At 33.5% G+C, this 25,045-nt stretch carries 25 protein-coding genes and 1 riboswitch; of the genes, 13 read left to right on the forward strand and 12 right to left on the reverse strand.

The window, feature by feature from the left end; all coding sequences use genetic code 11:
* Window positions 1-27: 27 nt before the first annotated feature.
* Entirely contained in the window at window positions 28-1,371 is a 1,344-nt protein-coding gene (gene purB, locus GQ40_RS08970; RefSeq protein ID WP_047547672.1) for an adenylosuccinate lyase, read from the forward strand.
* A gap of 10 nt (window positions 1,372-1,381) precedes the next feature.
* Window positions 1,382-1,561: a hypothetical protein gene (locus GQ40_RS08975; RefSeq protein WP_047547675.1), complete on the forward strand. Its 180-nt coding sequence runs from the start codon at window positions 1,382-1,384 to the stop codon at window positions 1,559-1,561.
* Window positions 1,562-1,706: 145 nt separating this feature from the next.
* Here the strand turns inward: GQ40_RS08975 and GQ40_RS08980 are convergent, their stop codons facing one another.
* Genes GQ40_RS08980 through GQ40_RS08995 form a run of 4 tightly spaced genes read right to left on the reverse strand, consistent with a single transcriptional unit; the run spans window position 1,707 to window position 3,871 of the window.
* Window positions 1,707-2,252, reverse strand: coding sequence for a DUF4252 domain-containing protein (locus tag GQ40_RS08980; protein WP_047547677.1), 546 nt, complete (start codon window positions 2,250-2,252; stop codon window positions 1,707-1,709).
* 2 nt (window positions 2,253-2,254) lie between these two features.
* Window positions 2,255-2,824, reverse strand: a complete 570-nt coding sequence (locus GQ40_RS08985; RefSeq protein ID WP_047547679.1) for a DUF4252 domain-containing protein — start codon at window positions 2,822-2,824, stop codon at window positions 2,255-2,257.
* A gap of 11 nt (window positions 2,825-2,835) precedes the next feature.
* Window positions 2,836-3,375 carry a hypothetical protein gene (locus GQ40_RS17145; RefSeq protein WP_052184209.1) on the reverse strand — a complete coding sequence of 180 codons (540 nt, stop codon included), beginning with the start codon at window positions 3,373-3,375 and terminating at the stop codon, window positions 2,836-2,838.
* Window positions 3,362-3,871, reverse strand: coding sequence for an RNA polymerase sigma factor (locus GQ40_RS08995; RefSeq protein WP_047547681.1), 510 nt, complete (start codon window positions 3,869-3,871; stop codon window positions 3,362-3,364). Before GQ40_RS08995 ends, GQ40_RS17145 begins: the two co-directional genes overlap by 14 nt.
* Before the next feature lie 246 nt (window positions 3,872-4,117).
* Here GQ40_RS08995 and GQ40_RS09000 point away from each other — a divergent pair, with 246 nt between their 5' ends.
* Window positions 4,118-5,563 carry a S41 family peptidase gene (locus GQ40_RS09000; protein ID WP_047547683.1) on the forward strand — a complete coding sequence of 482 codons (1,446 nt, stop codon included), beginning with the start codon at window positions 4,118-4,120 and terminating at the stop codon, window positions 5,561-5,563.
* Window positions 5,564-5,612: 49 nt separating this feature from the next.
* Here GQ40_RS09000 and GQ40_RS09005 read toward each other — a convergent pair whose 3' ends face one another.
* On the reverse strand, window positions 5,613-7,541 hold the full coding sequence (locus GQ40_RS09005; protein ID WP_047547685.1) for a TonB-dependent receptor plug domain-containing protein: 1,929 nt from the start codon (window positions 7,539-7,541) through the stop codon (window positions 5,613-5,615).
* A gap of 64 nt (window positions 7,542-7,605) precedes the next feature.
* Window positions 7,606-7,802: riboswitch (cobalamin riboswitch) on the reverse strand.
* A 130-nt stretch (window positions 7,803-7,932) separates the two neighbouring features.
* Here GQ40_RS09005 and GQ40_RS09010 point away from each other — a divergent pair.
* The 6 genes from GQ40_RS09010 (at window position 7,933) to GQ40_RS09035 (ending at window position 13,423) form a co-directional block, all read left to right on the forward strand.
* Window positions 7,933-9,093 (forward strand): ABC transporter substrate-binding protein, encoded by a 1,161-nt coding sequence (locus GQ40_RS09010; RefSeq protein WP_047551766.1) that lies wholly within the window; start codon window positions 7,933-7,935, stop codon window positions 9,091-9,093.
* Window positions 9,094-9,113: 20 nt separating this feature from the next.
* The gene (locus tag GQ40_RS09015; protein ID WP_047547687.1) at window positions 9,114-10,136 is read left to right on the forward strand and encodes a FecCD family ABC transporter permease; all 1,023 of its coding nucleotides are present in this window, start codon (window positions 9,114-9,116) and stop codon (window positions 10,134-10,136) included.
* A gap of 42 nt (window positions 10,137-10,178) precedes the next feature.
* Complete coding sequence (locus GQ40_RS09020) at window positions 10,179-10,973, forward strand: ABC transporter ATP-binding protein (RefSeq protein ID WP_047547689.1); 795 nt, start codon at window positions 10,179-10,181, stop codon at window positions 10,971-10,973.
* Between the two features lie 73 nt (window positions 10,974-11,046).
* Window positions 11,047-12,435 (forward strand): DNA recombination protein RmuC, encoded by a 1,389-nt coding sequence (gene rmuC, locus GQ40_RS09025; RefSeq protein WP_047547691.1) that lies wholly within the window; start codon window positions 11,047-11,049, stop codon window positions 12,433-12,435.
* 69 nt (window positions 12,436-12,504) lie between these two features.
* A complete protein-coding gene (locus GQ40_RS09030) occupies window positions 12,505-12,870 on the forward strand; it encodes a hypothetical protein (RefSeq protein ID WP_047547692.1) in 366 nt (121 codons plus the stop codon).
* Between the two features lie 4 nt (window positions 12,871-12,874).
* Window positions 12,875-13,423 (forward strand): acyl-CoA thioesterase, encoded by a 549-nt coding sequence (locus GQ40_RS09035; RefSeq protein WP_047547694.1) that lies wholly within the window; start codon window positions 12,875-12,877, stop codon window positions 13,421-13,423.
* Between the two features lie 126 nt (window positions 13,424-13,549).
* Here the strand turns inward: GQ40_RS09035 and GQ40_RS09040 are convergent, their stop codons facing one another.
* From GQ40_RS09040 to rpmH, 4 genes are all read right to left on the reverse strand, one after another.
* Window positions 13,550-14,311 (reverse strand): T9SS type A sorting domain-containing protein, encoded by a 762-nt coding sequence (locus tag GQ40_RS09040; RefSeq protein WP_047547696.1) that lies wholly within the window; start codon window positions 14,309-14,311, stop codon window positions 13,550-13,552.
* A gap of 129 nt (window positions 14,312-14,440) precedes the next feature.
* On the reverse strand, window positions 14,441-15,319 hold the full coding sequence (locus GQ40_RS09045; protein WP_047547698.1) for a T9SS type A sorting domain-containing protein: 879 nt from the start codon (window positions 15,317-15,319) through the stop codon (window positions 14,441-14,443).
* A gap of 136 nt (window positions 15,320-15,455) precedes the next feature.
* Complete coding sequence (gene carB / locus GQ40_RS09050; RefSeq protein WP_047547700.1) at window positions 15,456-18,308, reverse strand: carbamoyl-phosphate synthase large subunit; 2,853 nt, start codon at window positions 18,306-18,308, stop codon at window positions 15,456-15,458.
* 101 nt (window positions 18,309-18,409) lie between these two features.
* A complete protein-coding gene (gene rpmH / locus GQ40_RS09055; RefSeq protein WP_040278062.1) occupies window positions 18,410-18,571 on the reverse strand; it encodes a 50S ribosomal protein L34 in 162 nt (53 codons plus the stop codon).
* A gap of 198 nt (window positions 18,572-18,769) precedes the next feature.
* On the opposite strand from rpmH, the gene GQ40_RS09060 reads away from it, so the two are divergent.
* The 3 genes from GQ40_RS09060 to GQ40_RS09070 all read left to right on the forward strand — a co-directional run bounded on the left by GQ40_RS09060 (window position 18,770) and on the right by GQ40_RS09070 (window position 21,050).
* Window positions 18,770-19,669, forward strand: a complete 900-nt coding sequence (locus GQ40_RS09060; protein WP_047547702.1) for a DUF6263 family protein — start codon at window positions 18,770-18,772, stop codon at window positions 19,667-19,669.
* A complete protein-coding gene (locus tag GQ40_RS09065) occupies window positions 19,659-20,219 on the forward strand; it encodes a membrane protein (RefSeq protein ID WP_047547704.1) in 561 nt (186 codons plus the stop codon). Before GQ40_RS09060 ends, GQ40_RS09065 begins: the two co-directional genes overlap by 11 nt.
* Before the next feature lie 144 nt (window positions 20,220-20,363).
* Window positions 20,364-21,050, forward strand: coding sequence for a hypothetical protein (locus GQ40_RS09070; protein ID WP_047547706.1), 687 nt, complete (start codon window positions 20,364-20,366; stop codon window positions 21,048-21,050).
* On the opposite strand, the gene cls is transcribed toward GQ40_RS09070, so the two are convergent.
* The 3 genes from cls to GQ40_RS09085 all read right to left on the reverse strand — a co-directional run bounded on the left by cls (window position 21,051) and on the right by GQ40_RS09085 (window position 24,197).
* On the reverse strand, window positions 21,051-22,505 hold the full coding sequence (cls, locus tag GQ40_RS09075) for a cardiolipin synthase (RefSeq protein ID WP_047547708.1): 1,455 nt from the start codon (window positions 22,503-22,505) through the stop codon (window positions 21,051-21,053).
* The gene (locus tag GQ40_RS09080) at window positions 22,506-23,462 is read right to left on the reverse strand and encodes a lytic transglycosylase domain-containing protein (protein WP_047547710.1); all 957 of its coding nucleotides are present in this window, start codon (window positions 23,460-23,462) and stop codon (window positions 22,506-22,508) included.
* A gap of 72 nt (window positions 23,463-23,534) precedes the next feature.
* The gene (locus GQ40_RS09085; RefSeq protein ID WP_047547712.1) at window positions 23,535-24,197 is read right to left on the reverse strand and encodes an alpha/beta hydrolase; all 663 of its coding nucleotides are present in this window, start codon (window positions 24,195-24,197) and stop codon (window positions 23,535-23,537) included.
* A 115-nt stretch (window positions 24,198-24,312) separates the two neighbouring features.
* Here GQ40_RS09085 and GQ40_RS09090 point away from each other — a divergent pair, with 115 nt between their 5' ends.
* The gene (locus GQ40_RS09090; RefSeq protein WP_197052664.1) at window positions 24,313-24,609 is read left to right on the forward strand and encodes a GNAT family N-acetyltransferase; all 297 of its coding nucleotides are present in this window, start codon (window positions 24,313-24,315) and stop codon (window positions 24,607-24,609) included.
* Window positions 24,610-25,045: the final 436 nt, after the last annotated feature.

Genomic DNA, 25,045 nt, shown 5'->3' on the forward strand with positions numbered 1-25,045 from the left:
TCTTTGATCCTTCTTAAAAAACAACCAATGTCAATATCATCTCTCAATGCCATCTCACCAATTGATGGTCGCTATAGAAATAAAGTGAGTCAACTTGCCGATTACTTTTCTGAAGAAGCTCTTATAAAATATCGTGTTTTAGTAGAAATCGAATATTTTATTGCGCTTTGCGAAGCAAATTTACCTCAATTAGCAGATGTTGATGCAGCGGTTTTTGAAGATTTAAGAAGTATTTATAAAACTTTTTCTTCGGAAGATGCACAAGCCATAAAAGATATTGAGGCCACAACAAACCATGATGTTAAAGCGGTTGAGTATTTTATAAAGGAAAAATTTGACGCACTCAAGTTAGAAAAATTTAAAGAGTTTATCCATTTTGGATTAACATCTCAAGATATCAATAATACAGCCATTCCATTGAGCATTAAAGAGGCGATGAACGCTGTGTATGTGCCAGAATATTTAGAGGTTTTAAACAGACTAAAAGAATTGGCTAAAGACTGGGCTGACATCCCGATGTTGGCAAGAACACATGGCCAACCTGCCTCTCCTACTCGACTAGGCAAAGAAATTGAAGTTTTTGCAGTACGATTAGAAGAGCAATTCAATTTATTGAATGATGTCCCTAGTGCAGCAAAGTTTGGTGGCGCAACCGGCAATTTCAATGCACACAAAGTGGCTTACCCAAATGTAGATTGGAAGGCGTTCGGGACAAAATTTGTACAAGAAAAGTTAGGCTTATACCATTCTTTTCCAACAACACAAATTGAGCATTACGATCACATGGCAGCTTTGTTTGATGCCTTGAAACGCATCAACACGATTCTTATCGACCTAGATCGTGATATTTGGACTTATGTCTCTATGGACTATTTCAAACAAAAAATCAAAAAAGGGGAAGTTGGGAGTAGTGCAATGCCACATAAAGTAAACCCTATAGATTTTGAAAACTCTGAAGGTAATCTAGGTCTCGCAAATGCTATTTTTGAACACTTATCTGCAAAACTGCCTATTTCGAGATTACAGCGCGATTTAACAGATAGTACGGTACTTAGAAATGTTGGTGTGCCTTTTGGACATACCATCATTGGTTTTAAATCAACTTTAAAAGGACTAAACAAACTATTGCTTAACGAGCCAAAATTTGCCCAAGATTTAGAAAATAACTGGGCTGTTGTTGCAGAGGCAATCCAAACGATTTTACGTCGTGAAGCATACCCTAATCCTTATGAAGCATTGAAAGGTTTGACGAGAACCAATAGCGTTATTAACGAAAAGTCTATTTCAGAATTTATTGATACCTTAGAGGTTTCCGAAGACATTAAAACGGAATTAAAATCCATCAACCCAAGTAACTATACAGGAATATAACCTTATGAAAATGCCCTCTAGAAATACATTAACTTTATTGTCATCTGGACTTATTGTTGTTGCTTTTTTAGTATTTGGGATCTTAGATATTCTAGATTACGTTATTGTGAAAATCATTCTTTTTTCGTCATTTGCTGTACTGGCCTTTTATTTAATAAGTATCGTGCTTAAAGATCCTGAAACCGATTAGATAGATCCATATTCTAAAATCAACTAACTGTCAAACGTTTTATTCTGAACAAAAAAAACCACCTCAAGTGGTCAGACCTGAAGTGGCAATTAACATTTAAATCAATATATGATATTGGTTTAAATTACTGTGATAAGCTTAAAGCTTATTTAAAGAATTCTGAAAATTTACCCAATTGGGAATTGTCAATATCTGAATCCTGTAATACTTTTGCAAGCTGTGCGATTTTAGTAAAGTTCATATCATCACCCAAAACCCTTATAACAGCAAAACCTGTATCGTTAGAATTTCCGAAGAGTATAAACTCGTCTACATTATCGCCTTCTCCTATGCACTTAATTACGAATTTTCCATCTGTGGAGTTTCCGCCACGCATCAATTCCTCATACTTTGGATCTTTTAAGATGGTCTTTACTTTCCCATATTCGATCTCCATTTGTTCCTTATTATTTTCATCAAGAACAAATGCGATAACACTTAGTTTCTCTATAGATTCATAGGCTTCCAATTGTTCTTTTGTGAGTGACTCTTCATCGATTTTCAACATGCTAATAGGCACATCCAAAGACGTAAATCCTGGAGCTAGCTCATTGTCTACGTAGTAGGTTTGCAATGTTAAATCTTGGTTGCAACTTTGTAGGGTTACAACCAAAACAAACATCATGATTATAGTTTTGATTGATGTGTTCATGATTAGTTCTTTTTACCTACTTTTTCTAAGTTCTTACCTCCTGGTACATTCATAGTACTTGTAATTTTAGAGATTTCTCTTAAATCTATATCACCTGTAATAGACACTACCACGGTTTCAAACTCACGTTTTTCTCCATTAATTGTGATACTCTTCTCTTTTGTAAGTTCACCTAAACCATTGATAAGCATAAATAACTCTTTTACATGGTTTTCATCTCTACCTTCTTTGACATAGAATTTTACGGTTTGGTCACCATCTTTAAAACGCATCAATTCACTTAGGTTTGCTTTACTCACATGACCTTCTGCATCTGCTTTCATGTTAGCAGAAATTGATGAATTACCTGTACTCAAAATTTTCACACTCTGGATTTTCTTGACCATTTCCATAAACTTCTGCGCGTCTGGATCGTCTAAATCAATGTCCATACTGGCAATCATACTAAACATTTTTTGATTGATAACACCAGAGCTCACATCTTTCATGTCCTCATATTTATCAAACATACTTTGTCCAAAGGAGACTGCACTTGTGAGTGCTATTGCGATTATTAATATTAACTTCTTCATAATTTCTAGTTTTAGTTTTTATTTGTTTTGTGTTTTGTTTTGTTTTGTTTTTTCTTTTTTGATTTAAAAATTTTATCTGTTGCTTCGGAAAACTCTGAAACCGGTTCAAATTGTTCTGCACCTTCAGATAGTTTGTTGGACATCAAACCAAATGCTGCAACATTGCTCTCTGCTTGTTCAAATTTTGAACCCACAAGGCTAAAGACTTCTACTGCTTGATCGTAATCTTTTTGTTCTTGTGCACTTAATTGGCTATATGTCATTTTCTTATTACCAAATTGGGTGGTAAAAATCCCTAACGAAAGCACTAATAACGCAGCGACAGAAATCCATTGATAGATATAACTCTTTTTAGTTTTTAATGGGACGTCCTTTGTATATAAATCCTCTTGTTTTGTAGCGTTAAAGTATTGAAACATGGTTTTGTACGACTCCAAATGTGGTGGCACCTCATCTTGAGCAAAATAAGCTTTGAGCTGTTGCTCTTCCTTTATGGTAGTCTCACCATTGTCATACTTTTCCAGTAATTTTTCTATACTATTTAATACCATAGCGATGTGTATTAGTTAATTTTTCTCTTATTGTTTTTCTAGCTCTTGATAACGCGACTCTAATTGCTGTAGGATTCATATCTACTACTTTTGCAATCTCCTCAAAATCATACTCTTCTATATCTCTAAGCTGTAATATTATTTTTTGTTGCTCTGGCAACTCCTCAATTATTTTTGACACCCAATCCACACTGTCCCTAGCTTCTACTTGCTTCTCCAAAGAGGTGTTTTTCTCTTCGTAATTACTATGAACTATTTTCAAATTCTGTGCCTGTTTTGATTTCAATCGATCTAAACAAAAATTCTTTGTCATGGTCATCGAAAATGCTTCAACGTTATTGTAGTCGGCAATTTTCTGTTTATTCTTCCATAATTTCAATAAAATCTCTTGCGTTGCGTCTTCTGCTTCTTCTCGAGAAACCAGCAGTCTTTTAGCTAAACGAAAGACCTTATCCTTAAAAGGCATTACCAATTTTGTAAAATCAGTTTGTGTCATTGTTGGTTGATTGGTTAAAAACAGGTGATTATTCTGCTTCTTACTATTACGACGACTGTGTCTCAGTTTTGTTACAGGATAATTTTTTAATTTACAATAATGTAAGTAAATTTAGAGTTTAGTAGACTAAAGCACTATTGGTCACTAAGACTATTGAAAAAGAAAATTAATCTAAAATTTCAGAAAAAAGTAAGATTATGCTATGATCCCTTCTTTTACTTCGGAAATTTTAAAACAAAAAAACATATGCGACTATTAAAAATTAGTATAATATTTATCCTAACATTGTCACTAACCAGTTGTTTTGAGGATAGAGATGACAATGTAATTGCTGCTAGTGAAATTAACGATTTTGTTTGGAAGGGTATGAACGCAGTCTATCTATATAAAGACGAAATCCCAGATTTAGCAAATGACCGTTTTTCAACAAATGAAGAATATGGTGCTTATCTTAACAGTTTTTCTGATCCTCAAGATTTGTTCAATTCTTTAATTTATATGCCAGAAACGGTAGATCGTTTTAGTAGGTTGATCCCAAACTACATTGAATTTGAGCAGCAACTCGCAGGAACTTCAAAAAGTAACGGACTAGAATTCAACTTATATTTAGAACCAGGAAGTGATACCGAAGTTTTTGGAGTCATAAGATTAGTTCTCAACAACAGTGTAGCAAGTAGTTTAGGTTTACAACGTGGTCAAATCTTTGATGCAGTAAATGGAACACAATTAAACACAAGCAACTTGAACAGTTTGCTAGGTCAAGATACATATACCTTAAATTTTGCAAACTATAATGATAATGGCACAACTGCAGTAGAAGACGATACCATTACCTCAACTACAAATAGCCAATCTCTTACAAAAGAAGTTTATACTGAAAACCCAGTTCACTTAACATCCATAATTAATGTTGGAGGAGAAAATGTTGGTTATTTAGTTTACAATGGGTTTACCTCTAATTTTAATAGCCAACTTAACGATGCATTTGCGACTTTTCAAGCTAATACTGTACAGCATTTGGTTTTAGATTTAAGATATAACCCTGGAGGATCTGTACTAACAGCCTCTTATTTAGGAAGTATGATTACAGGGCAATTTACTGGAGATGTGTATTCCAAACTTTTTTACAACAACAATTTGCAATCTAATAACCGAGATTTTCAGTTTGTTAATAATATTGATGGAAGCCCTATTAATAGTTTAAACTTAAATAAGGTTTACATTTTAACCACAAGTCGTTCTGCTTCAGCAAGTGAATTGGTTATTAACAGTTTAAATCCATATATTGAGGTTGTTCTAATAGGAGATATAACTACTGGTAAAACTCAAGCATCTTCCACCATTTATGATTCTCCAGAATTATTCAATAAGGATGGTGTTAACCCAAATCACACTTATGCAATGCAACCTTTGATTGCAAACTCTGTAAATGTTAATGAAGCCTTAGTTCCTTCAACTGGATTAATTCCAGATATCACTTTAATTGAGTCTCCAAGAAACTTTGGAACATTAGGTGACATCAATGAACCACTTTTAGCTGCTGCCCTGGCAGATATAGAAGGTTTAGGTCGTTTTAGCAGACAAGAGATTGAATTTAGAGCAATAAAGTCTGATATTAATCTAAAACCTTTTGAAGAAGGCATGTATATAGACAATAGTGATCTAATCATAAATAGATTACAATTGAAATAAATTTTCATCAAAAAATAAAAAAGTCACTCTTTTGAGTGGCTTTTTTATGTTATAAACTTAGCGTAAATCCTATATTAATATTTCGTCCCTTAGTAGAATACCCAAATAATTCTCTAAATTCTTCATTTAAAATATTATTGATGTTGGCAAATAATGTCATTTTATTTTCAATGATTTGGTGGCTTATGTAAAAATCCAAAAGACTGTAAGATTCTAAAGTCACTATCTCATTAGCAAACGTTTCGGTATTATAAAACGAATCATCACGATCATCATTAAATTGATAGCTTAAACTCATAAATGTTCTTTTTCCGCAGGTATAGTTTAATGTGGTATAGACTTTTATTTCTGGAATTCTAAGACTTAAATCCTCATCAACTTTCGTGTAGGTTGCGTTAGTTCTCAATTGTAAGGATTTTGTCAATTTAACATCTGCAACAAGTTCAAACCCGCTAGCTGTAAACTCCTCTTCAATATTATTATACTGAAATTGGAAATCTCCCAAATCCTTAAAGTCAACAAAATTCTCCTCTAAACGATTAAAATATACAACGCTTATGGTTGCTTTGTCTTTAACATTCAATTCTGCTCCAACTTCAAAGGTTCTGTTCTCTTCTGGTTGCAGATTTACATTTCCGAAGGAAGGTTCAAATAATTGATACAAAGAAGGCGCTATAAACGATGTGCTATAACTTGCCAACCCTTTGATATACCCGAAATTTATATCCTTTTTAAACGACGGATTCAAACTATACACCAAATGGCTGCCATATTCACTATGATTATTTAATCTCAAACCTGCGTTTAAATTAAGACCAAAACCAGATACGTAAACCGCATTTACGTAGGGATCAACTATTGTGAAATTACCATCTTGAGCATTAATATCCTGAGCAAAATCATTTTCACCAAACGGAATTGAATAGCTTTCGATTTCATTTTTTTGAGCATTAACACCCAAAACCGTGTAGAATTTATCATTAAAATTGTAACGGTTAAATAGATCTCCCACAAAACTACGTGACATAAATTGTGTTGGAAAACTAGATTCTATCTCACGTTCAATGTTATTATAGGCAGCATTTAAAGTGATGCTTCCGTTTTTGTAAGTGTACTCTGGAGAGATCCCAATCCTGTATTGGTCTGTCATTGAAAAATTTTCGGCATCTACAAAGCCAAAACTGTCGTCGAATCCTGTTTTGAACTTATCAAAACTTCCGTAGGCATTAAATTTAAAAGCATCGGTAAATTGATACCCTAATTTTAAATAACCATTATGAGTATTAAATACATCTGCTTCTCCATCTTCAATAGCCGATAATCCATCTGTGTATTGATGCCCAAAACTTGCCAAATAACTAAACTTGTTTAAACTTCCATTTATAGCAGCGCTGTTGTTAAAATGCTCAATTGCATAATTTTGGTCATCTTGAGATTGATTTGTACCCAAAGTACTACTCAAATTAACTGCTATCGCTTTTTTCGAAGCGCTCTTAAGCTTAATATTTATAACAGCAGTTGCAGCACCAGTGCCATAAAGTGTACTTGATGCACCTTTTAAAATCTCGATACTTTCTACTTGATCTGCATTGAGTAATCTCAAATCATAATCGTTTGCAATTTGGGAAGCATCGGTAACTGCAATCCCATCAATAAGCACTAAAACTTGTCGGTTTTTACCACCACGAATAAAATAACTCAGGTTTTGTCCTGCGTTACTTTTTGTACCGTTAATTTCAATACCCGCTGTATTGTTGATGATTTCTGCAATAGATTTTCCTTGCAGATTTTGAAGTTCCTTTTGGGTAATTTTGGTAATGACTTTACCAGAGTTTTCTCGTTTCAAATTAAATCTAGAATCGGTAATTACGACCTCTTCTAATTGCTCTACTTTTAAAGAATCGGTTTGCTGTTGCGCAAAACCTAATGATGATATACTAGCAAGCAGTACACCAAAAATCATTGTTTTTGTGTTCATTTTAATGTCTAATGACTCGGAATCGCATGGATGATCATACGTAAACTTCTATCCCGAAAGTTTAACTTATTTGTTTGAATTTGGCAGGTCTCCTGACTTGCGTCTTGTTATTTGTCTTCCCAGAAAAATTTCCAGTGACTTGAAGGTAATAACAAGCTTTATAGCTCACAGTTGCGGGAACAGTTCTGGAATTGAAAATTAATTTCTCACCAGATTCCCTTTTAATCGACTTTATCGTTATCCTGAAGTTATTTCAGAATTTCATCACAAATTTTAATAAGTGATCGGCGACGAAGTCAAACCTAAATTCGCTGCGAAAGTAAACATTTTGTTTAATGTTTCATTCAAAACTTTAAATAATATTACTTTTGGATTATTAAATCTCAAAACATTGAAATACGTATCCCTAATAATTGTTGCACTAATTTTATTTTCTTGTAAAGAAGAGAAAGGAATCATTAGCGAATTGCCAAAAACCGAAAAGCAAACTGGACTAATCTACGCTAAAGGATTTCAAGTGGAGAGTGCAGGAAACCATAAAATATTGACCATAAATAGCCCATGGCCTAAAAGCGAAAATACATTTAAGTATGTTTTGATTTCTGCGGAAGAAGCTGCGAAAACGACATTTATGAGAGATCAATATGATGGCATCATCATCACGCCAATTAAAAAAATAGTCGTAACCTCAACAACTCACGTTCCTGCATTAGAGCTTTTAAATGTTGAAAAAACATTAACAGGGTTCCCTGGCACAGATTATGTTTCTTCGGAAAAAACAAGAGCTAGGATTGATAATGGAAACGTTAGAGAACTCGGTAAAAACGAAGGCATCAACACCGAAGTGCTTTTAGAACTGAGACCTGATGTAGTAGTAGCTTTTGGAGTAGATGGTACAAATAAGAGTATGGAAACCATCCAAAAAGCTAGAATTCCAGTAATTTACAATGGTGATTGGGTTGAAAAGACACCATTGGCAAAAGCTGAATGGATCAAGTTCTTTGGATTACTATATAACAAGGAAAAAGAAGCAGATTCTATTTTCAGGGAAATTGAAACCGATTATCTAGAAGCTAAAAAAATAGCCTTAGACGCGACTACAAAACCAACTATTTTATGCGGAGCGATGTATAAGGATATTTGGTATTTGCCAAATGGCACAAGCCCAGAAGCTCAATTTCTTGCAGATGCCAATACCAACTATTTATGGAGCGAAACCACAGGAAGCGGGAGTTTATCACTTAGCTTCGAAGCTGTATTCGAAAAAGCAAAAGATGCCGATTTATGGTTAAGTCCGTCGTATTATTCAAGTTACGAAGCCTTAGAAACATCAAATTCCCACTATACCCAGTTTGGTGCATTTCAGAATAAAAACATTTTTACGTTTTCTAATACTACTGGAAAAACCGGTGGAGTTACGTATTATGAGTTGGGTATGGCGAGACCAGATTTGGTACTCAAGGATATGATTAAAATTTGCCACCCAGAATTATTACAGGATTATGAGACGACTTTTTTCAAACCTTTAAAATTAACTGATACAACAGACTGATGAGAATGACAAAAAAATAAATGAAAACCCAGCACACATATGCGTTCATTATCTTAGCAATAGTCTTGTTGCTCTGCTTTGTTGTGAATATTAGTTTAGGCTCTGTGAGTATTCCAATTTCCGAAGTATTTCAAAGTATTTTAGGGCAATCGAGTAATGAATCCTGGCAATATATCATTCAAGATTATCGCCTCCCAAAAGCGTTTACTGCAATTTTGGTTGGTTCGGGTTTGGGTATTTCAGGATTATTGATGCAAACCTTATTTAGAAATCCATTGGCTGGACCTTTTGTTTTAGGGATTAGCTCTGGCGCAAGTTTAGGTGTAGCATTGGTTATTTTAGGATCTGGGTTGTTTGGAGGTGTTTTTACCGGTTTTCTTATTTCAAAATGGAGCATTGTCATTGCTGCAAGTTTAGGTAGTTTTTTGGTGTTGTTGGCAGTATTACTGGTTTCCTCCAAAGTGAGGGACACGATGGCAATTTTAATTATAGGACTCATGTTTGGGAGTATAACCGCAGCAATAGTGAGTGTTCTTTCCTATTTTAGTTCTGCGGAACAATTGCAACAATACATATTTTGGGGTTTTGGAAGTTTAGGTAATCTCTCGTGGAATGAATTGTTTATTTTCTTTATTATTTATGGCTTCGGAATGTTGTTAGCCATCTCTTCAATAAAAGCCCTGAACACCTTTTTACTTGGAGAGAACTATGCCAGAAGTTTAGGTTTAAATGTAAAGACCAGCAGATTTATCATCATTATCGCAACGAGTTTATTAGCAGGAACAATTACTGCATTTGCTGGACCCATTGCGTTTATTGGTTTGGCCATTCCGCATATGACACGACAAATTTTTAATACTTCAAATCATAAAACATTATTACCGGCGGTATTTTTATTTGGTGCTATTATCATGCTAATTTGTGATAGTATTGCGCAATTACCAACTAGCGATTACACATTACCAATCAATGCAATTACCTCTTTAATTGGTGCTCCTGTGGTGGTTTGGTTGTTGGTTAGGCAACGTAAAATGGTGTTTTGACTTGAAGACAGAAGACAGAAGACAGAAGATAAATAAATATTTTTGAAAATAAAACGCAAACATATCATCCTTAAAACAAAAGACCTTTCCATTGGTTATCAAACCAAGAAAGGGGATTCTGTGGTGGCAAACCATATCAATCTCAATCTTAAAAAAGGGGAACTGATTGGTCTTGTTGGAGCCAACGGGATTGGTAAATCCACTTTTTTGAGAACGCTTTCTACTAATCAAAAGCCTTTGAGTGGCGTGATTGAAATTAATGATATTCTGTTAGAACACTATTCTTCTCAAGATTTAGCAAAAACGATGAGTTTGGTTTTGACCGAGCAACTCATGTCAAAAAACCTGTCGGTTTTTGAGTTGGTGGCTTTAGGTCGTCAGCCTTATACAAACTGGGTTGGCAATTTATCTGAAGACGATATTTCCGAAGTAAAAAAAGCAATTGAATTGACTAATATCACAAACTTAAGTGACCGCAAATGCTATGAACTTAGTGACGGACAATTTCAAAAAGCAATGATTGCACGTGCACTTGCTCAAGATACAGATTTAATTATTCTGGACGAGCCTACAACGCATTTAGACATGTACCACAAAGCTTATATTTTGAAATTGCTTCAAAAATTAGCAAAAGAAACCCATAAAACGATTCTGTTTTCGTCACATGAAATCGATTTGGCAATCCAACTTTGCGACACTATGATTGTGATGACTCGTGATAAGGTGGTTTCAGATTCGCCATGTCGTTTGATTGAGCAGGGTGTTTTTGAGACCTTATTCCCAAAAGATTTGATTGGTTTTGATAAAAATACTGGGAGTTTTCGGGTTGAAAAATAAGTCAACAGTTTACAGTATTCAGCCTTTTGTCTTCAAACCTTTTAATTATATTTGGTAAATTTCTATTTTCTTTATGACCGACAATCTCATTCTCATTTTAGCCATTATTATTTCTGCAGCAATTGGAGCGTATATTGGTATGCTTTTTATTAAGCTGAAAAGTAAAAGTGAACAGAGCACTCTGGAAGAACGTAATTCTAATTTGGCGCAACAATTGGAAGAGATGAGATCATCCCACCAATCTGAAAACGAGAAACAAGACTCCTATTTTAGATCGAAATTGGAAGAACTCACCCAAACCATCTCAAAAATAGAACAAGATCGTGAAGCCATTAGAAGAGAAAAGGATTTTCTAAATACTGAATTGGCGCGTCGCAATACAGAGTACGATAATCTTGAGAAATTAAATGAAAAGCGTGACGCAGAAATAGAAATTCGTCAAGCACAACTAAGAAAAGACTTCGAGCTTTTAGCGACAAAGATTCTTGATGAAAAATCTGAGAAGTTTACGCTTCAGAACAAAGAAAACATAAAGAACATATTAAATCCCTTGCAGGAGAAAATTCAAATCTTTGAAAAAAAGGTGGATGATACCCAAAAGGAAAGCATTAGCATGCACTCGGCTTTAAAACAACAATTGTTGGGACTAAAAGAGCTCAACCAACAAATGACCATTGAAGCTACCAACTTGACAAAAGCGCTCAAGGGCGATAGTAAAATGCAAGGTAACTGGGGAGAATTGGTACTAGAACGTGTTTTAGAAAAATCTGGGTTGGAGAAAGACCGAGAGTATTTTGTACAACAGAGTTTTCAGTTAGCAGATGGTTCCCGTGTCTTGCCAGATGTTGTTTTACATCTCCCAAATAACAAAAAAATGATTATTGACAGTAAAGTGTCATTAACAGATTATGAACGTTTTGTAAATGCTGAAGATGAACAACGTCCTTTATTTTTAAGAGCTCATATCAATTCTATTCGTAAGCATGTAGATCAATTATCTGACAAAAACTATCAAGATTTGTACGATATAGAATCGCCTGATTTTGTGTTATTATTTATACCTATTGAACCTGCTTTTGCCATTGCTATCAACGAAGACAATTCATTATATAACAAAGCTTTCGAGAAGAACATCGTCATCGTTACGCCATCAACATTATTAGCTACGTTGCGTACAATAGACACGATGTGGAATAACGAAAAACAACAACGTAATGCTATAGAAATTGCACGACAGGCTGGAGCTCTTTATGATAAGTTTGAAGGTTTGGTTAAAGATTTAACTGGTGTTGGTAAAAAGATTGATGATGCTAAAAAAGATTATTCATCTGCTATGAACAAACTTGTTGAAGGTAGAGGTAATTTAATTACGAGTGTTGAGAAACTTAAAAAAATGGGAGCGAAAGCTAAAAAAGCTTTACCCGAAAAAATACTCAAACGCGCTCACGATGATGAGGAATAATTGCAACTGTCAAGCTTTTACATCATTCAAAAAGGGAAATAATAAACATGTTTAAAATTTAAAAACATTATGAAAAAAATATTGAGTTTCGTTATTGTTGGGGTTATTGCTTTACTAGCCATTTATTATGCTGTGATTTATTTTGTGCCCTACAGTGAGGGGTATCGCTCTGGAGAACTCATAAAATTTAGTAATAAAGGGGTTCTTGTCAAAACTTGGGAAGGTGAAATTAGTCAGGGGATTTCTGGTGCACAGATTTTCTCTTTTTCGGTTTTGGATCAAGATCAACAGGTTATTGAAGACTTAAAGAGTTTTCAAGGTGAGTATGTGAAATTGACCTATACTGAACGTTTTGGGACTTTTTTCTGGCTTGGAGATTCTAAATATTTTGTCACTAAAGTAGATAAGGAATCTTCTCCTCATTTTAGAAAATAAGATTATGACTTATAAAACGATTGACTCTTCCAGAATTACTATTTCAGAATTAATGCAACCGCAACACTCCAATTTTGGCGGTAAAATCCATGGTGGTTATATCTTAAATTTGATGGATCAAATTGCATTTGCTTGTGCATCAAAACATTCTAAAACGTACTGTGTGACTGCTTCTGTTGATACGGTTGATTTTTTGAGTCCTATTGAAATTGGAGAACTTGTTACCATGAAAGCTTCTGTAAACTATGTTGGTCGAACCTCTATGGTGGTAGGTATTCGTGTTGAAGCTGAAAACATACAAACTGGAAAAGTGAAGCATTGCAATTCTTCATATTTTACAATGGTAGCAAAAGATGACAATGGCAATTCCACAGAAGTCCCTGGATTAATTGTTAATGATAAAACGGAAGTCAAACGCTTTTTAAAAGCAATTAAACGAATGGATACCAAACATTCCCGAAAAATAGAATTTGATCGTGCTGACTTTTCCCATATTGATTATTTGGATGATTTGAGTAAGTATCGGGTTAAAATAGAACTTCCTGAACAATGATTTTTACCACTCTCCACTAAAAAAAACTTTTTATTTGGATAGGATTTGAGTTATAAAATTTCCGAAGATAGAAAAAACAAAAAGCCATCATAAAATGATGGCTCGATATATTTTAAATAATCACTGTTATTGTTTTATAAAGCGTTTTGTTTGCGTTATGTCATCACTAGATACTCTTACGATATAAACGCCAGTATTCCAATTACTAACATCAATAGACATAGATTGTAAACCGCTTAATTTTCTGTCAATGATTTTTTTACCTAGCATATCATACACTTTTAGTACCGCGTTTTCTACACTACCCGGAATAGTTAAATTTAGATTCAACGATGCTGGATTAGGGGAGATATTAAATTTAGTCACTTCTTCAAAATTATCTACATTGAGCAATGTATCCCAAAATGTGACACCAATATCACTAGCTCCTCCAACAAATTCATAAGGAGGTGCTACGTTTATAAATGTTCCTGCTGTCCAAATGCCTTTAGATACAGCTACATTTTCTCTTCCATTGCCACCACTTCCCCATTGGGTGAAATCTAACATGTTTGCAGCTGTCCCAAACCCACCAGTCGGTAGATATAATCCTAAATCTGCTGCTGAATCGTTTAAATAATTTGGAATAGATACTGTGAATTCTGCATTTGGAGCTAGGTTAAAAGATCCATTGACCAAAGTTGTTTGACTTGATAATGTGCGATATCCAAATAGAGAACACAATCTATAATCACCAATATCTTGAGTTGTAGAACCAAAATTTTTAATGGTTACAGTATCTGCGGAAGGATCAACTTCAACGATTCTGTACTGCGCATTTGCATTTTGGAAAGAAAACCCAAAACATGCTATTAGTATTAAGATGTAGAATATGTAGTTTTTTTTCATAATATTGTGGTTGATTTGGTTAAGTTACTCACAATTTAGTGATTTAATCAATACGTATAACTTAAAAAGCATAAAATAAAAAAACCCATTAATAAATTATTAATGGGTTTTTTATATTTTTTATTAGATCTATTGCTTTACAAACCGCTTTGTAAGTGTTTGAGTATTTGTTGAAACTCTAACAAGATAAACACCTGTATTCCATTTTGATACATCTATTGATGACGACAAACTATTCATTTGAGCAGAATACACCTTCTTACCTAAAACATCATAAACCGTAACATTGGCATTATCTAAGTTTGTAGATAAATTAATGTTCAATTTTGAAGTTGCTGGGTTCGGAGAAATTTCAAATTCATTTTTCAAAGCTAATTCTTGGGTACTTAATGTTGTTGAAGCTGTAATATTATCTACACCTAATGTAGCTTGAATTTCGTTAACATCACTACTCCAACCTGGAGACTCATTACTTAAAATACGTATTTGACTTATACTCGTCAATGCAGAAGATGCTGTAGAAGACCCACTTATTATTGTGAAATCTGAAGGAGAAATAGGAATAATAACTGAAGTCCAACCTGAGCCAGCAGATACTGGAACTGCATTGGTTGTACACATTTGTGTACCATTACCCTGAACAGCAATTCTCAAATTTAAATCATTAACCGAAACATTAACATCCATTTTTATAGCCACAATACCCTGTGCTATATAATTTGAAGTCCATTGAGACGTATTACCTGCAAAATTACTGTTATAAAATAGCATTTTACCACCAGCTGCTTCGTCAACGCCAGTTGAAGAATATTGAAGAAAATTATCATCTGCACCATCTGGACCACCAGAAGAAATATTCATAGGTTGCATTGAAGGACCAGCTGCAGATCCAATTCTCCACAATTGTGTTGTTCCATCTTCAAAATCGTCTACCTGCCCAGCAATTACCTGAGAGAGCCCAATCGCAGTGGTTAACAATAATGATAAAAAAAGTAATTTTGTTTTCATAATCTATATTTTCGTTTGAAATCAAATGTTATATTGTTTTTATATCAACAATGATTCCAAATTAGTGATTTTTATATTTTATGTAAAAATACTAATTCTCAAAGGATTATATTTAGTCGTTTATCGAATATTTAACTTATTTGCTCAGGTACATTTTACGTCTAGAATACAAATTATAGAACTCATCATCCTTTAGACTATCAATAAACAAAATACTTTCTCCAGTACTTTTCATTTCTGGACCAAGCTTTTTATTGACGTTAGGAAATTTATTAAATGAAAATACTGGTTGCTTAATCGCATAACCGTCTAAATGCGGTTTAAAATCAAAATCCGTTACTTTTTTCTCGCCTAGCATCACTTTTGTCGCATAATTAACATAAGGCTCTCCATATGCTTTTGCAATGAAAGGCACCGTACGAGAGGCTCTTGGATTGGCTTCTATAATATAAACCATATCGTCTTTTATAGCAAACTGTATATTGATTAGTCCAACCGTATTCAAGGCCAAAGCAATTTTTTTGGTATGGTCTTTTATTTGTTGCATGACAAATTCACCTAAATTAAATGGAGGTAACGTTGCGTTGCTATCGCCAGAGTGAATACCGCATGGCTCAATATGCTCCATTATACCAATGATATAGACATTTTCACCATCACAAATAGCATCTGCCTCCGCCTCTATTGCGCCATCAAGATAATGGTCCAACAACAATTTGTTTCCTGGCATTCTACGAAGTAAATCTACAACGTGCTCTTCAAGCTCCTCTTTATTGATTACAATTTTCATTCCTTGCCCTCCTAACACATACGAAGGTCTAACCAAAATTGGAAAATCTAAAACATCTGCAATTGCTGCTGCTTCGTCTGCTGTAGTAGCAATATCAAATTCTGGATAAGGAATATTATTTTCTTTTAAAAGATTTGAAAAACGCCCTCTATCCTCAGCCAGATCGAGAGATTGGTAAGTTGTACCAATAATTTTTATTCCGTAGCGATCTAATTTTTCTGCTAACTTAAGAGCAGTTTGACCGCCAAGTTGTACGATAACACCTTCTGGCTTTTCATGACGTATGATGTCATAAATATGCTCCCAAAACACGGGCTCGAAATAGAGTTTGTCTGCAATATCAAAATCGGTTGAAACTGTTTCTGGATTACAGTTGATCATTATGGTTTCGTAACCGCATTCCGAAGCTGCCAAAACGCCATGAACACAACAGTAGTCGAACTCAATACCTTGTCCAATTCTATTTGGGCCAGAGCCTAAAACGATAATTTTCTTTTTATCTGTAACGATACTTTCGTTGGCTGGATATTTTTTTCCTTCGGAAGTTTCCACCTCATTTTCAAAAGTAGAATAGTAATAAGGTGTTTGCGCTTTAAATTCCGCAGCACATGTATCCACCAATTTATAAACACGATTAATGCTGAGCTCATCACGTTTTTTATATACTTCACTTTCTAAACATTTAAGCATATGAGCAATTTGTCTGTCACCATATCCTTTTTGCTTAGCTTCTAATAATAAATCACGTTCAATCGTATCTATATTATATGTCGAAATTTCTTTTTCAAGCTCATGTAGCTCTTCATATTGCTTTAAGAACCACATATCGATTTTTGTAATCTCATGGATTCTACTTAATGGAATCCCCATTTGAATGGCATCATAAATAGCGAACACACGATCCCAACTTGCATACGTTAGTTTATCTATAATTTGCTGGTAATCTTTGTATCCTTTCCCGTCTGCACCTAAACCATTACGCTTAATCTCAAGAGATTGCGTTGCTTTGTGAAGCGCTTCTTGAAACGAGCGCCCAATTGCCATAACTTCACCAACAGCTTTCATTTGAAGACCTAAAGTTCTATCTGAGCCTTCAAATTTATCGAAATTCCAACGTGGGATTTTTACAACTACATAATCCAGAGTAGGCTCAAACAATGCTGATGTTGAACCCGTTATTTGGTTGTTCAACTCATCTAAAGTATAACCTAAAGCTAACTTTGCAGCTATTTTTGCGATTGGGTAACCTGTAGCTTTACTTGCTAAAGCAGATGAACGTGACACTCGCGGGTTTATCTCTATTGCGATAATATCCTCTTTATCATCTGGACTTACTGCAAACTGCACATTACAACCTCCAGCAAAATCACCAATACTTCGCATCATATGAATTGCCATATCACGCATTTTTTGTTGGGTCCTATCTGAAAGTGTCATTGCAGGAGCAACAGTAATTGAATCTCCTGTATGAATTCCCATAGGATCCATATTTTCAATGGTACATATGATTACGACGTTATCATTTGAATCCCGTAATAATTCTAATTCATATTCTTTCCATCCTATGAGCGCTTTATCAATCATAACTTCGTGAATTGGGGAAATCTCTAATCCGCGAGTTAGTAGTTCATCAAAATCTTCTTCTTTATGAACTATTGCAGCGCCATCACCACCTAATGTAAATGAGGCTCTAATTACTAATGGAAATCCAAATTCTTGAGCAATCTCTTTTCCTTTTAAATATGAAGTAGCAGTCGCTTGAGGCGCCATACCAATTCCTATTTTTAACATGAGCTCTCTAAATTTCTCTCTGTCTTCTGTTATATTAATAGCATCAATATCTACTCCTATAATGTCTACATTGAAATCTTTCCAAATGCCTTTTTCATCTGCCTCTATACAAAGATTTAAAGCAGTTTGTCCTCCCATCGTAGGTAGAACAGCGTCAATTTGAGGATGTTCTTTTAATATTTTAATGATTGACTTTGTTGTTAATGGCAACAAATACACATGGTCTGCCATAGTTGGGTCAGTCATGATTGTTGCTGGGTTTGAATTGATGAGTATGGTTTCAATTCCATCTTCGCGAAGTGATCGAAGCGCTTGAGTTCCAGAGTAATCAAATTCACAAGCTTGGCCAATAATTATAGGTCCAGAACCTATGATGAGAATAGATTTTAATTTGTCGTTCTTAGGCATTTCTATACAATTTTTCTGAGTTCAAAAATAGGTAACTATTAGATACAAAAAAAGGTGTTACACCTAAGTAACACCTTTAAAATATTAACAATTGTTAATCATTATCTTTTATGTCTAGTTTCAGTTGATACAGACAATTTCTTTCTTCCTTTAGCTCTTCTACGTGCTAAAACTTTTCTTCCGTTTACAGAAGCCATTCTTTCTCTAAAACCGTGTTTATTTCTTCTTTTTCTCTTGGACGGTTGAAACGTTCTTTTTGGCATTGTCTTATATTTTTAAAAAACTAATATCTTTTTCTATTGCTTCGAGCTGTTCTCAAAACTGCGTGCAAATATACAAAGAGTTTTTACTTTGCCAAAAGTAAATTTAAAAATTATTTTCCATTATTTATATCCTTTTAATAACTAGCTAGAAATTGCCAAAAAATTAGTTTCTTTGTGAACCGAAAATTCAAGATAAAAATGAAGTCTGTTTTTAAAAAATTATTAGTTGCTTTAATAGCTACAAGTAGCTTGGCATTTGCACAAACTAAGTTAGAATATAATCTCAGCTCTGGTGACAAGTTTAAGGTTTTACAGGTTGCCAATCAAGATATAGTTCAAGACATGAATGGACAAAAGCATGAAATGAAAAACGTGCTTGAAGGTGACTTCACCTTTATTGTTGAAGATGTAAATGATAGCCTATACTCTATAAAATTCAAATTTGATAGGTTTAAAATGGTATCTACGTCAAACCTTATTGGGGAAATAATGTCTGTGAATACAAACGATACTATAGCAGAAGATGATATTGAAGGTAAAATATTTTCACAATTGATTAAAACAGACCTCTATATGGAAATGTATAAATCTGGAAAAATCAAATCTGTACAGGGATCTGAAGAATTAATTTCTAAAATGGTAAATGCAGTTGGAAATTTAGATGAACTTACCAAAGATGTTATGAAGGAAAGTATGAAAGGTGAGTTTAGTAACGAAAGTCTAGCCAAGAGTTTTGAACAAATGACGTTTATATATTCAAATGAAAAAGTGAATATTGGTGATTCATGGACCAATACTTTTGAAGGCGATTTATCATCTACTAATATTTGGACTTTAGAAGGCATTACTAATGACACAGTTTCCATTAGAGGGAACAGTAAAGTTCTATTTGTAAATTTAGATAAGGATGTTGAAATGAATCTTAATGGAGATATGACATCCAACCTATTGACTTCAAAAGAAACTGGATTTGTCAATAGTATGATCACAAAATCTAAGGTTGAAGGACATTCTATCATGCATAATATGAATGATTTAAAAGTACCAACCACTATAGAATCTAATGTAACTTATAAAATAAAAAAACATGTTCAATAAAAATTTTAAACTTGTTATAGCTGGACTAATAATAGCTTATGCAATTTATGAATTTACTGAAGGTTTTATCGGTAATGGGATTATGTACATTCTATTATCCCTTATTTTCATTTTCCTTTATTTCAAAAATGAATTTATTTTACTTGCCTTTTTAAAGCTAAGAAAACAGGATTTTGAAGGCGCAAAAAACTGGTTAAATAAAATTAAAAATCCTTCAACCGCTTTAGTGAGAAAGCAAGAAGGTTATTATAATTATCTTCATGGTGTTATGGTTTCTCAAACCAATATGAATGAAGCAGAGAAATACTTCAAAAAAGCTCTTGATCTAGGCCTATCTATGGATCATGACGTCGCAATGGCAAAATTAAATATGGCAGGTATTGCTTTTAGCAAAAGAAGACCGCTTGAGGCCAAAAAGCTTTTGAATGAAGCCGAAAAACTAGACAAAAGAGGGATTTTGAACGAGCAAATTAAGATGATGAAAGATGGTATGAAAAAATCTCAGGGCCCAAAACAACACTACGGAAATCGCAATATGAGACGTCGCTAGTAACTTTTTTAACTTTCATTTTGACGGTAATTTGTTCATTTTTAATGTTTTCACGTATTAAAATTGGTCATTTGACGATTTTTTTAGGACATACATTACTCATAGAATTAAATTTGTTTTGTAATTAACCTACAAAAATTAGACATGAGGGTATATTTAAATATACTTATGTTTGGTTGTATGTTTATAGCGTTCCCTCAACAGCAAAAAATATACTTTGATTCTCAAATCTCCAAACATTTAAAAACGTATAAAGCTAAATCTGACATGGCCATTCAAAATGGTGATAAAGAATATGCTGAGCTTCTCTTCGATTCTCTTTTTAATTCACATTTAAAGAATAGTTTTATTAGAGATTTTTCTCTTAAGAAGGTTAAAGGTGGTAAGTTTCAAACTACGAATATTGATAAGCCATTTCTTTTAATCACTAAATCTTCATGGGAGCAGATTAAACCTGAAGAAATTATTGAGATCAATAAAATGTCTAGAATGTACAAGGGACAAATAGATATTATTATCTTATTTTGGGACTCTAAAGACAAAGCAAGGTCAATCTCTAAAGATTATAGTTCAAATGTCATTCTTACTTATATCGATGAAAGAGATAATAATGCCAATCATATTATAAAACCTTTTAAACATTCTTTTGGTGCACCTGCGTGTTTCTTTTTTTCCGAAGAAAAACAACTTCTGAAAATTGAAAAAAAGTTCACAATTTCTTATGACAATACAAGATCTGAAGTTGCCTTAAATAAAATTCATGAAAAGATCAAATGGATGCTATTTAAGGATGAGCCTCCACGTATTGGCTTTATTTCTACTATTAAATAATTAAAGTAATGGAGCCCATAGCCTACTAAAAGATTCCTTGAATTTACAAAATTTAGAGCGTTCAACCCACCTATCATATTCAATAGATTCACAGTCCTCCAAATCATTTAAGAATATGTTTTTTAACTCTATACTTTTCTCTTTATGATAGATTAGGGCATTAATTTCAAAGTTAATGTTAAAACTACGGTTGTCCATATTGCACGTACCTATAGTGCTAAACATATCGTCAACCACCATTGTTTTGGCATGAACAAAACCTTTTGTATATAGATAAACTTTTACACCAGCCTCAAGTAATGGCTCCAGATAAGAACTTGTTGCGTGCTTGGCAACCCAAGAATCTGATTCTTTTGGTGTGATGATCCTGACATCTACTCCTATTCTTGAAGCTATTTGCAAAGCTGTTACGATTTGATCATTTGGAATAAAGTAAGGAGTTGTTAGATACACGTACTTTTCGGCGTTATTGATAGCTGTCAATATGGCCTCCATAATGTTTGCCCAGTCTGTGTCTGGACCACTAGCTGCAATTTGAACAGGAATTTCGTCATCACATTCAATTTCAGGGAAATAAGCTTCCTTTATATCTATTTCTTCTTCGGTAACAAAATCCCAAGTTGTTAAAAAATGAAATTGTAAAACCTTTACTGCTTCTCCATGAATTCTTAAATGTGTATCTCTCCAATAAAAATCAGAATCATCATAATTCACGTAATAATCTGATATATTGATACCTCCAACGTATCCAATTTCACCATCAATAATAGCTATTTTGCGATGGTTTCTGTAATTGGATTTTCCTGTGAGACTTGAAAATAAAACTGGCATGAATGCATGATGCTCTATACCACTTTCATCTATTTTATGTTTCATTTTTGATGAAATTTTACTTCCAACGTCATCATAGATTAATTTTACCTCTAAGCCTTCTTTTGCTTTAGAACAAAGGATGTCTAAAAACTCTGATCCAATTTTGTCATCTTTAATGACATAATATTCAATATGAATATAATTTTTAGCATCTCGTAAATCTTTAAATAAACGTTCAAATTTTAATTTACCGTTCACTAAAATATCAACTTTGTTCTTAAGTGTCAATGGCGATTTATCACTGGTTTTCAAAAGTTTGACCAGCTTTATTTTGTCATCTAAAGATTTGTTTAATTTTTCGAGATCCTGTTCTTTAACTCTCAAATTTTTTCCAACAGATTTAATAACGCTGGTATTTGAAATATCCTTTCTATTAAAGAGTTTGGTTTTTCTGTATTCTTGACCAAACATATAATAAACAAACAACCCAAAAAACGGAACAAAGACCAAAACCATTATATAGGATAGGGTTTTGGTCGGATTTAGATTTTTAAAAAATATGGTAACAACTGCAGCTAATGCTAGCAAATAGTTGATAACAATTAAAATAACCCATACATTATTTCCTAAAAAATCAAACACTTACGGTTTTGAAGGGTAATAACCTTCTTTAGGGATTTCAATAAAATATTTTTTTCTTGAGGAGTTGTTAAGTTTTGGTTCTCTTAACCAAGGATTATGGATTTTTAAAATTTTATAATTAATCCCGTAGCGTTGAGCAAACTTTGTAAAATCTGTTACAGCTGTGTCAACTTCTACTTTATAGGTTGGGATTGTTTTGTATAAATCTTCCGAAGTAAAATTAAAACCGTACTTTTTTGGGTGGCTCAAAATTTCTTTTAGAGCAACGATCCTAAAAATATAACGACCTGTTTCTTCTCCCAATAATAGATCATAATAATCTTTTACGTCTTGTTCTTCTAGACGTCTGGAAACTCCCGCGTTTCCAGCGTTATAAGCAGCAGCAGCGAGCGTCCAAGACCCTAAGTCTTGTTTTGATTTTAGCAAGTATTTGCAAGCAACCTCAGTGGCCATCTCTAAATGATAGCGTTCGTCTACATTGCTGTTTACCTCTAGACCATTCTCTCTTCCTGTTGCTGGCATAATTTGCCATACGCCTCTTGCTCCAGCAGGAGAAACAGCATTCGTTAAACCGCTTTCAATCACTGCTAAATATTTAAAATCTTCTGGAATACCATTTTTTTTGAGAATTGGCTCAATAATTGGGAAATACTTTTCTGCACGTTTAAACATTAACAATCCGTTTGATTGCCAGTAAGTATTTACCAATAACTCTCTATCCATTCGTTCTAAAATGTCTGGATCCTCTAAAGGCATTTTTTCACCTGCAAAATTTAAATCGTCTGGAATAGGTATTGCATAAACATTGTAATCGTTAACTAGTTGTTGTGAGTTTGAAACTTCACTGTCTGAAACAGGTTTTTCCGTTGAGATATTATCAGACTGGACTGCGAAAATAAAGAGTCCTGATAAGCAAACTAAACCAATAGCTGCCAATATATTTTTTATAATTTTCATATTAGATTTTTTTAAGGGAAGTCATTGATTGACTGTTCCTCAAATGTATAAAATTAAACGATGAGTTTCAACTTAGTCTAAGATTAGTTTTGGTAAATTTTCGTTAAACCATTTGTATTTATTGATCACCATGATGTGAGTTCCGCCCGGTATTATTATACAGTTACCAACACAAGAGTGAGGAAACACAGCATCGTTATCTCCCTGTATATATATAGCGTCCTCGTTGGGCTCTTCTTGATCCCATTCTATGACATTCTCTATAGCCCAATCTAAATATTGTTTATCATTAACAGATAAATATTTTTTATACAATTCAATACGTTTTGTAATCGTTTCGCCAAAGGCATACTTTGCCAAAACATCTATATTAGAAACCAACTGAGTAGGCAAAATTTTATAGGCCTTAGTAAATTTCATGACTTTTAATCTTTTTGGCAGCTCGTGCTTGGACTTAATACTGGAAACAACAAACAATTTTCTTAAGTTCATGTACTTACTCATTTCCTGAACTAATATTCCGCCAAACGAAACACCAAGCAAAACGACGTTTTCTTCTTTTATATTCAAGATCATTCGCTTTGCATAAGACTCTAAAGATTCACCTTGGTTGGGCATTATCCATTCAAGCCAATGGATTTCGAACTGTTTTTCAGGAAGTTTTATATGCTCAAAAATCGTAGGGTTTGCTGCCATTCCTGGCATTAAATATACATGTATAGTTTCTTGTTGCATAAGTGCTTATGTAAACAGTTTGTAATATCTGTTATATTTTTCGTAAATTTGTACCACAAAACTATGCAAAAGTATAGTTCTACCCTACCGACCATTGAATTAAATACAAATTATTATGATTGATGCTGCTGAATTAACAGATAATGACTTTTTACGTCAATTTGAGTTAAAGGTTCAAGATGGACTTGCAATTATTGAATATTCCAGTCAAGATCGAAAGATCTTTTTAACTAAATTGATTATTCCCGAATCGGTAACAGATGAGAATTTTGAAGAAGATTTTTTAACCTTGGTTTTTGATCACATCGCAGAGAGTAACTTGAGCGTTGTCCCTACTAGCCCAGAAATCGCAAAATTTATTAGGCGACATAGAAAATATAAAAAAATGCTCCCTGTTGGCATTAGAATATAAATGAATAAAAAAAAACCGAAACTTTTAAGTTTCGGTTTTTTTTTGGTTACTCTCATATGTATTGTTCTGTATAATAACAAACAACATCTTCATTGTTTGAATTTTGTGTTTCCGTTTTCAATATAAATCTCTCATCATCATAATTAGAAACCAGAATTTTATCTATTGTTTATTTAAGACATCAACAAGGTAAGTACAACTAAAATTAAAGTTGATATAAGTAATTTTCTCATTTTAAATATTTGAATTTCAGTTAAAAACAAGTAAATGTAATCTAAGAAAAACACTGTACAAACTTTTCTTTTATTCTACGGAAATAAAACGTTGAACGCATTTTATTCAACGTCAAAATCATTTATTTTAAAACTTCCGAAGAAAAAAATTACTAATTTTTAAAACCCTCAGGTACGAATAGTTTACAAACTAATTTTAAACC

This window comes from Psychroserpens sp. Hel_I_66, from assembly GCF_000799465.1.
Classification (GTDB): Bacteria; Bacteroidota; Bacteroidia; order Flavobacteriales; family Flavobacteriaceae; genus Psychroserpens.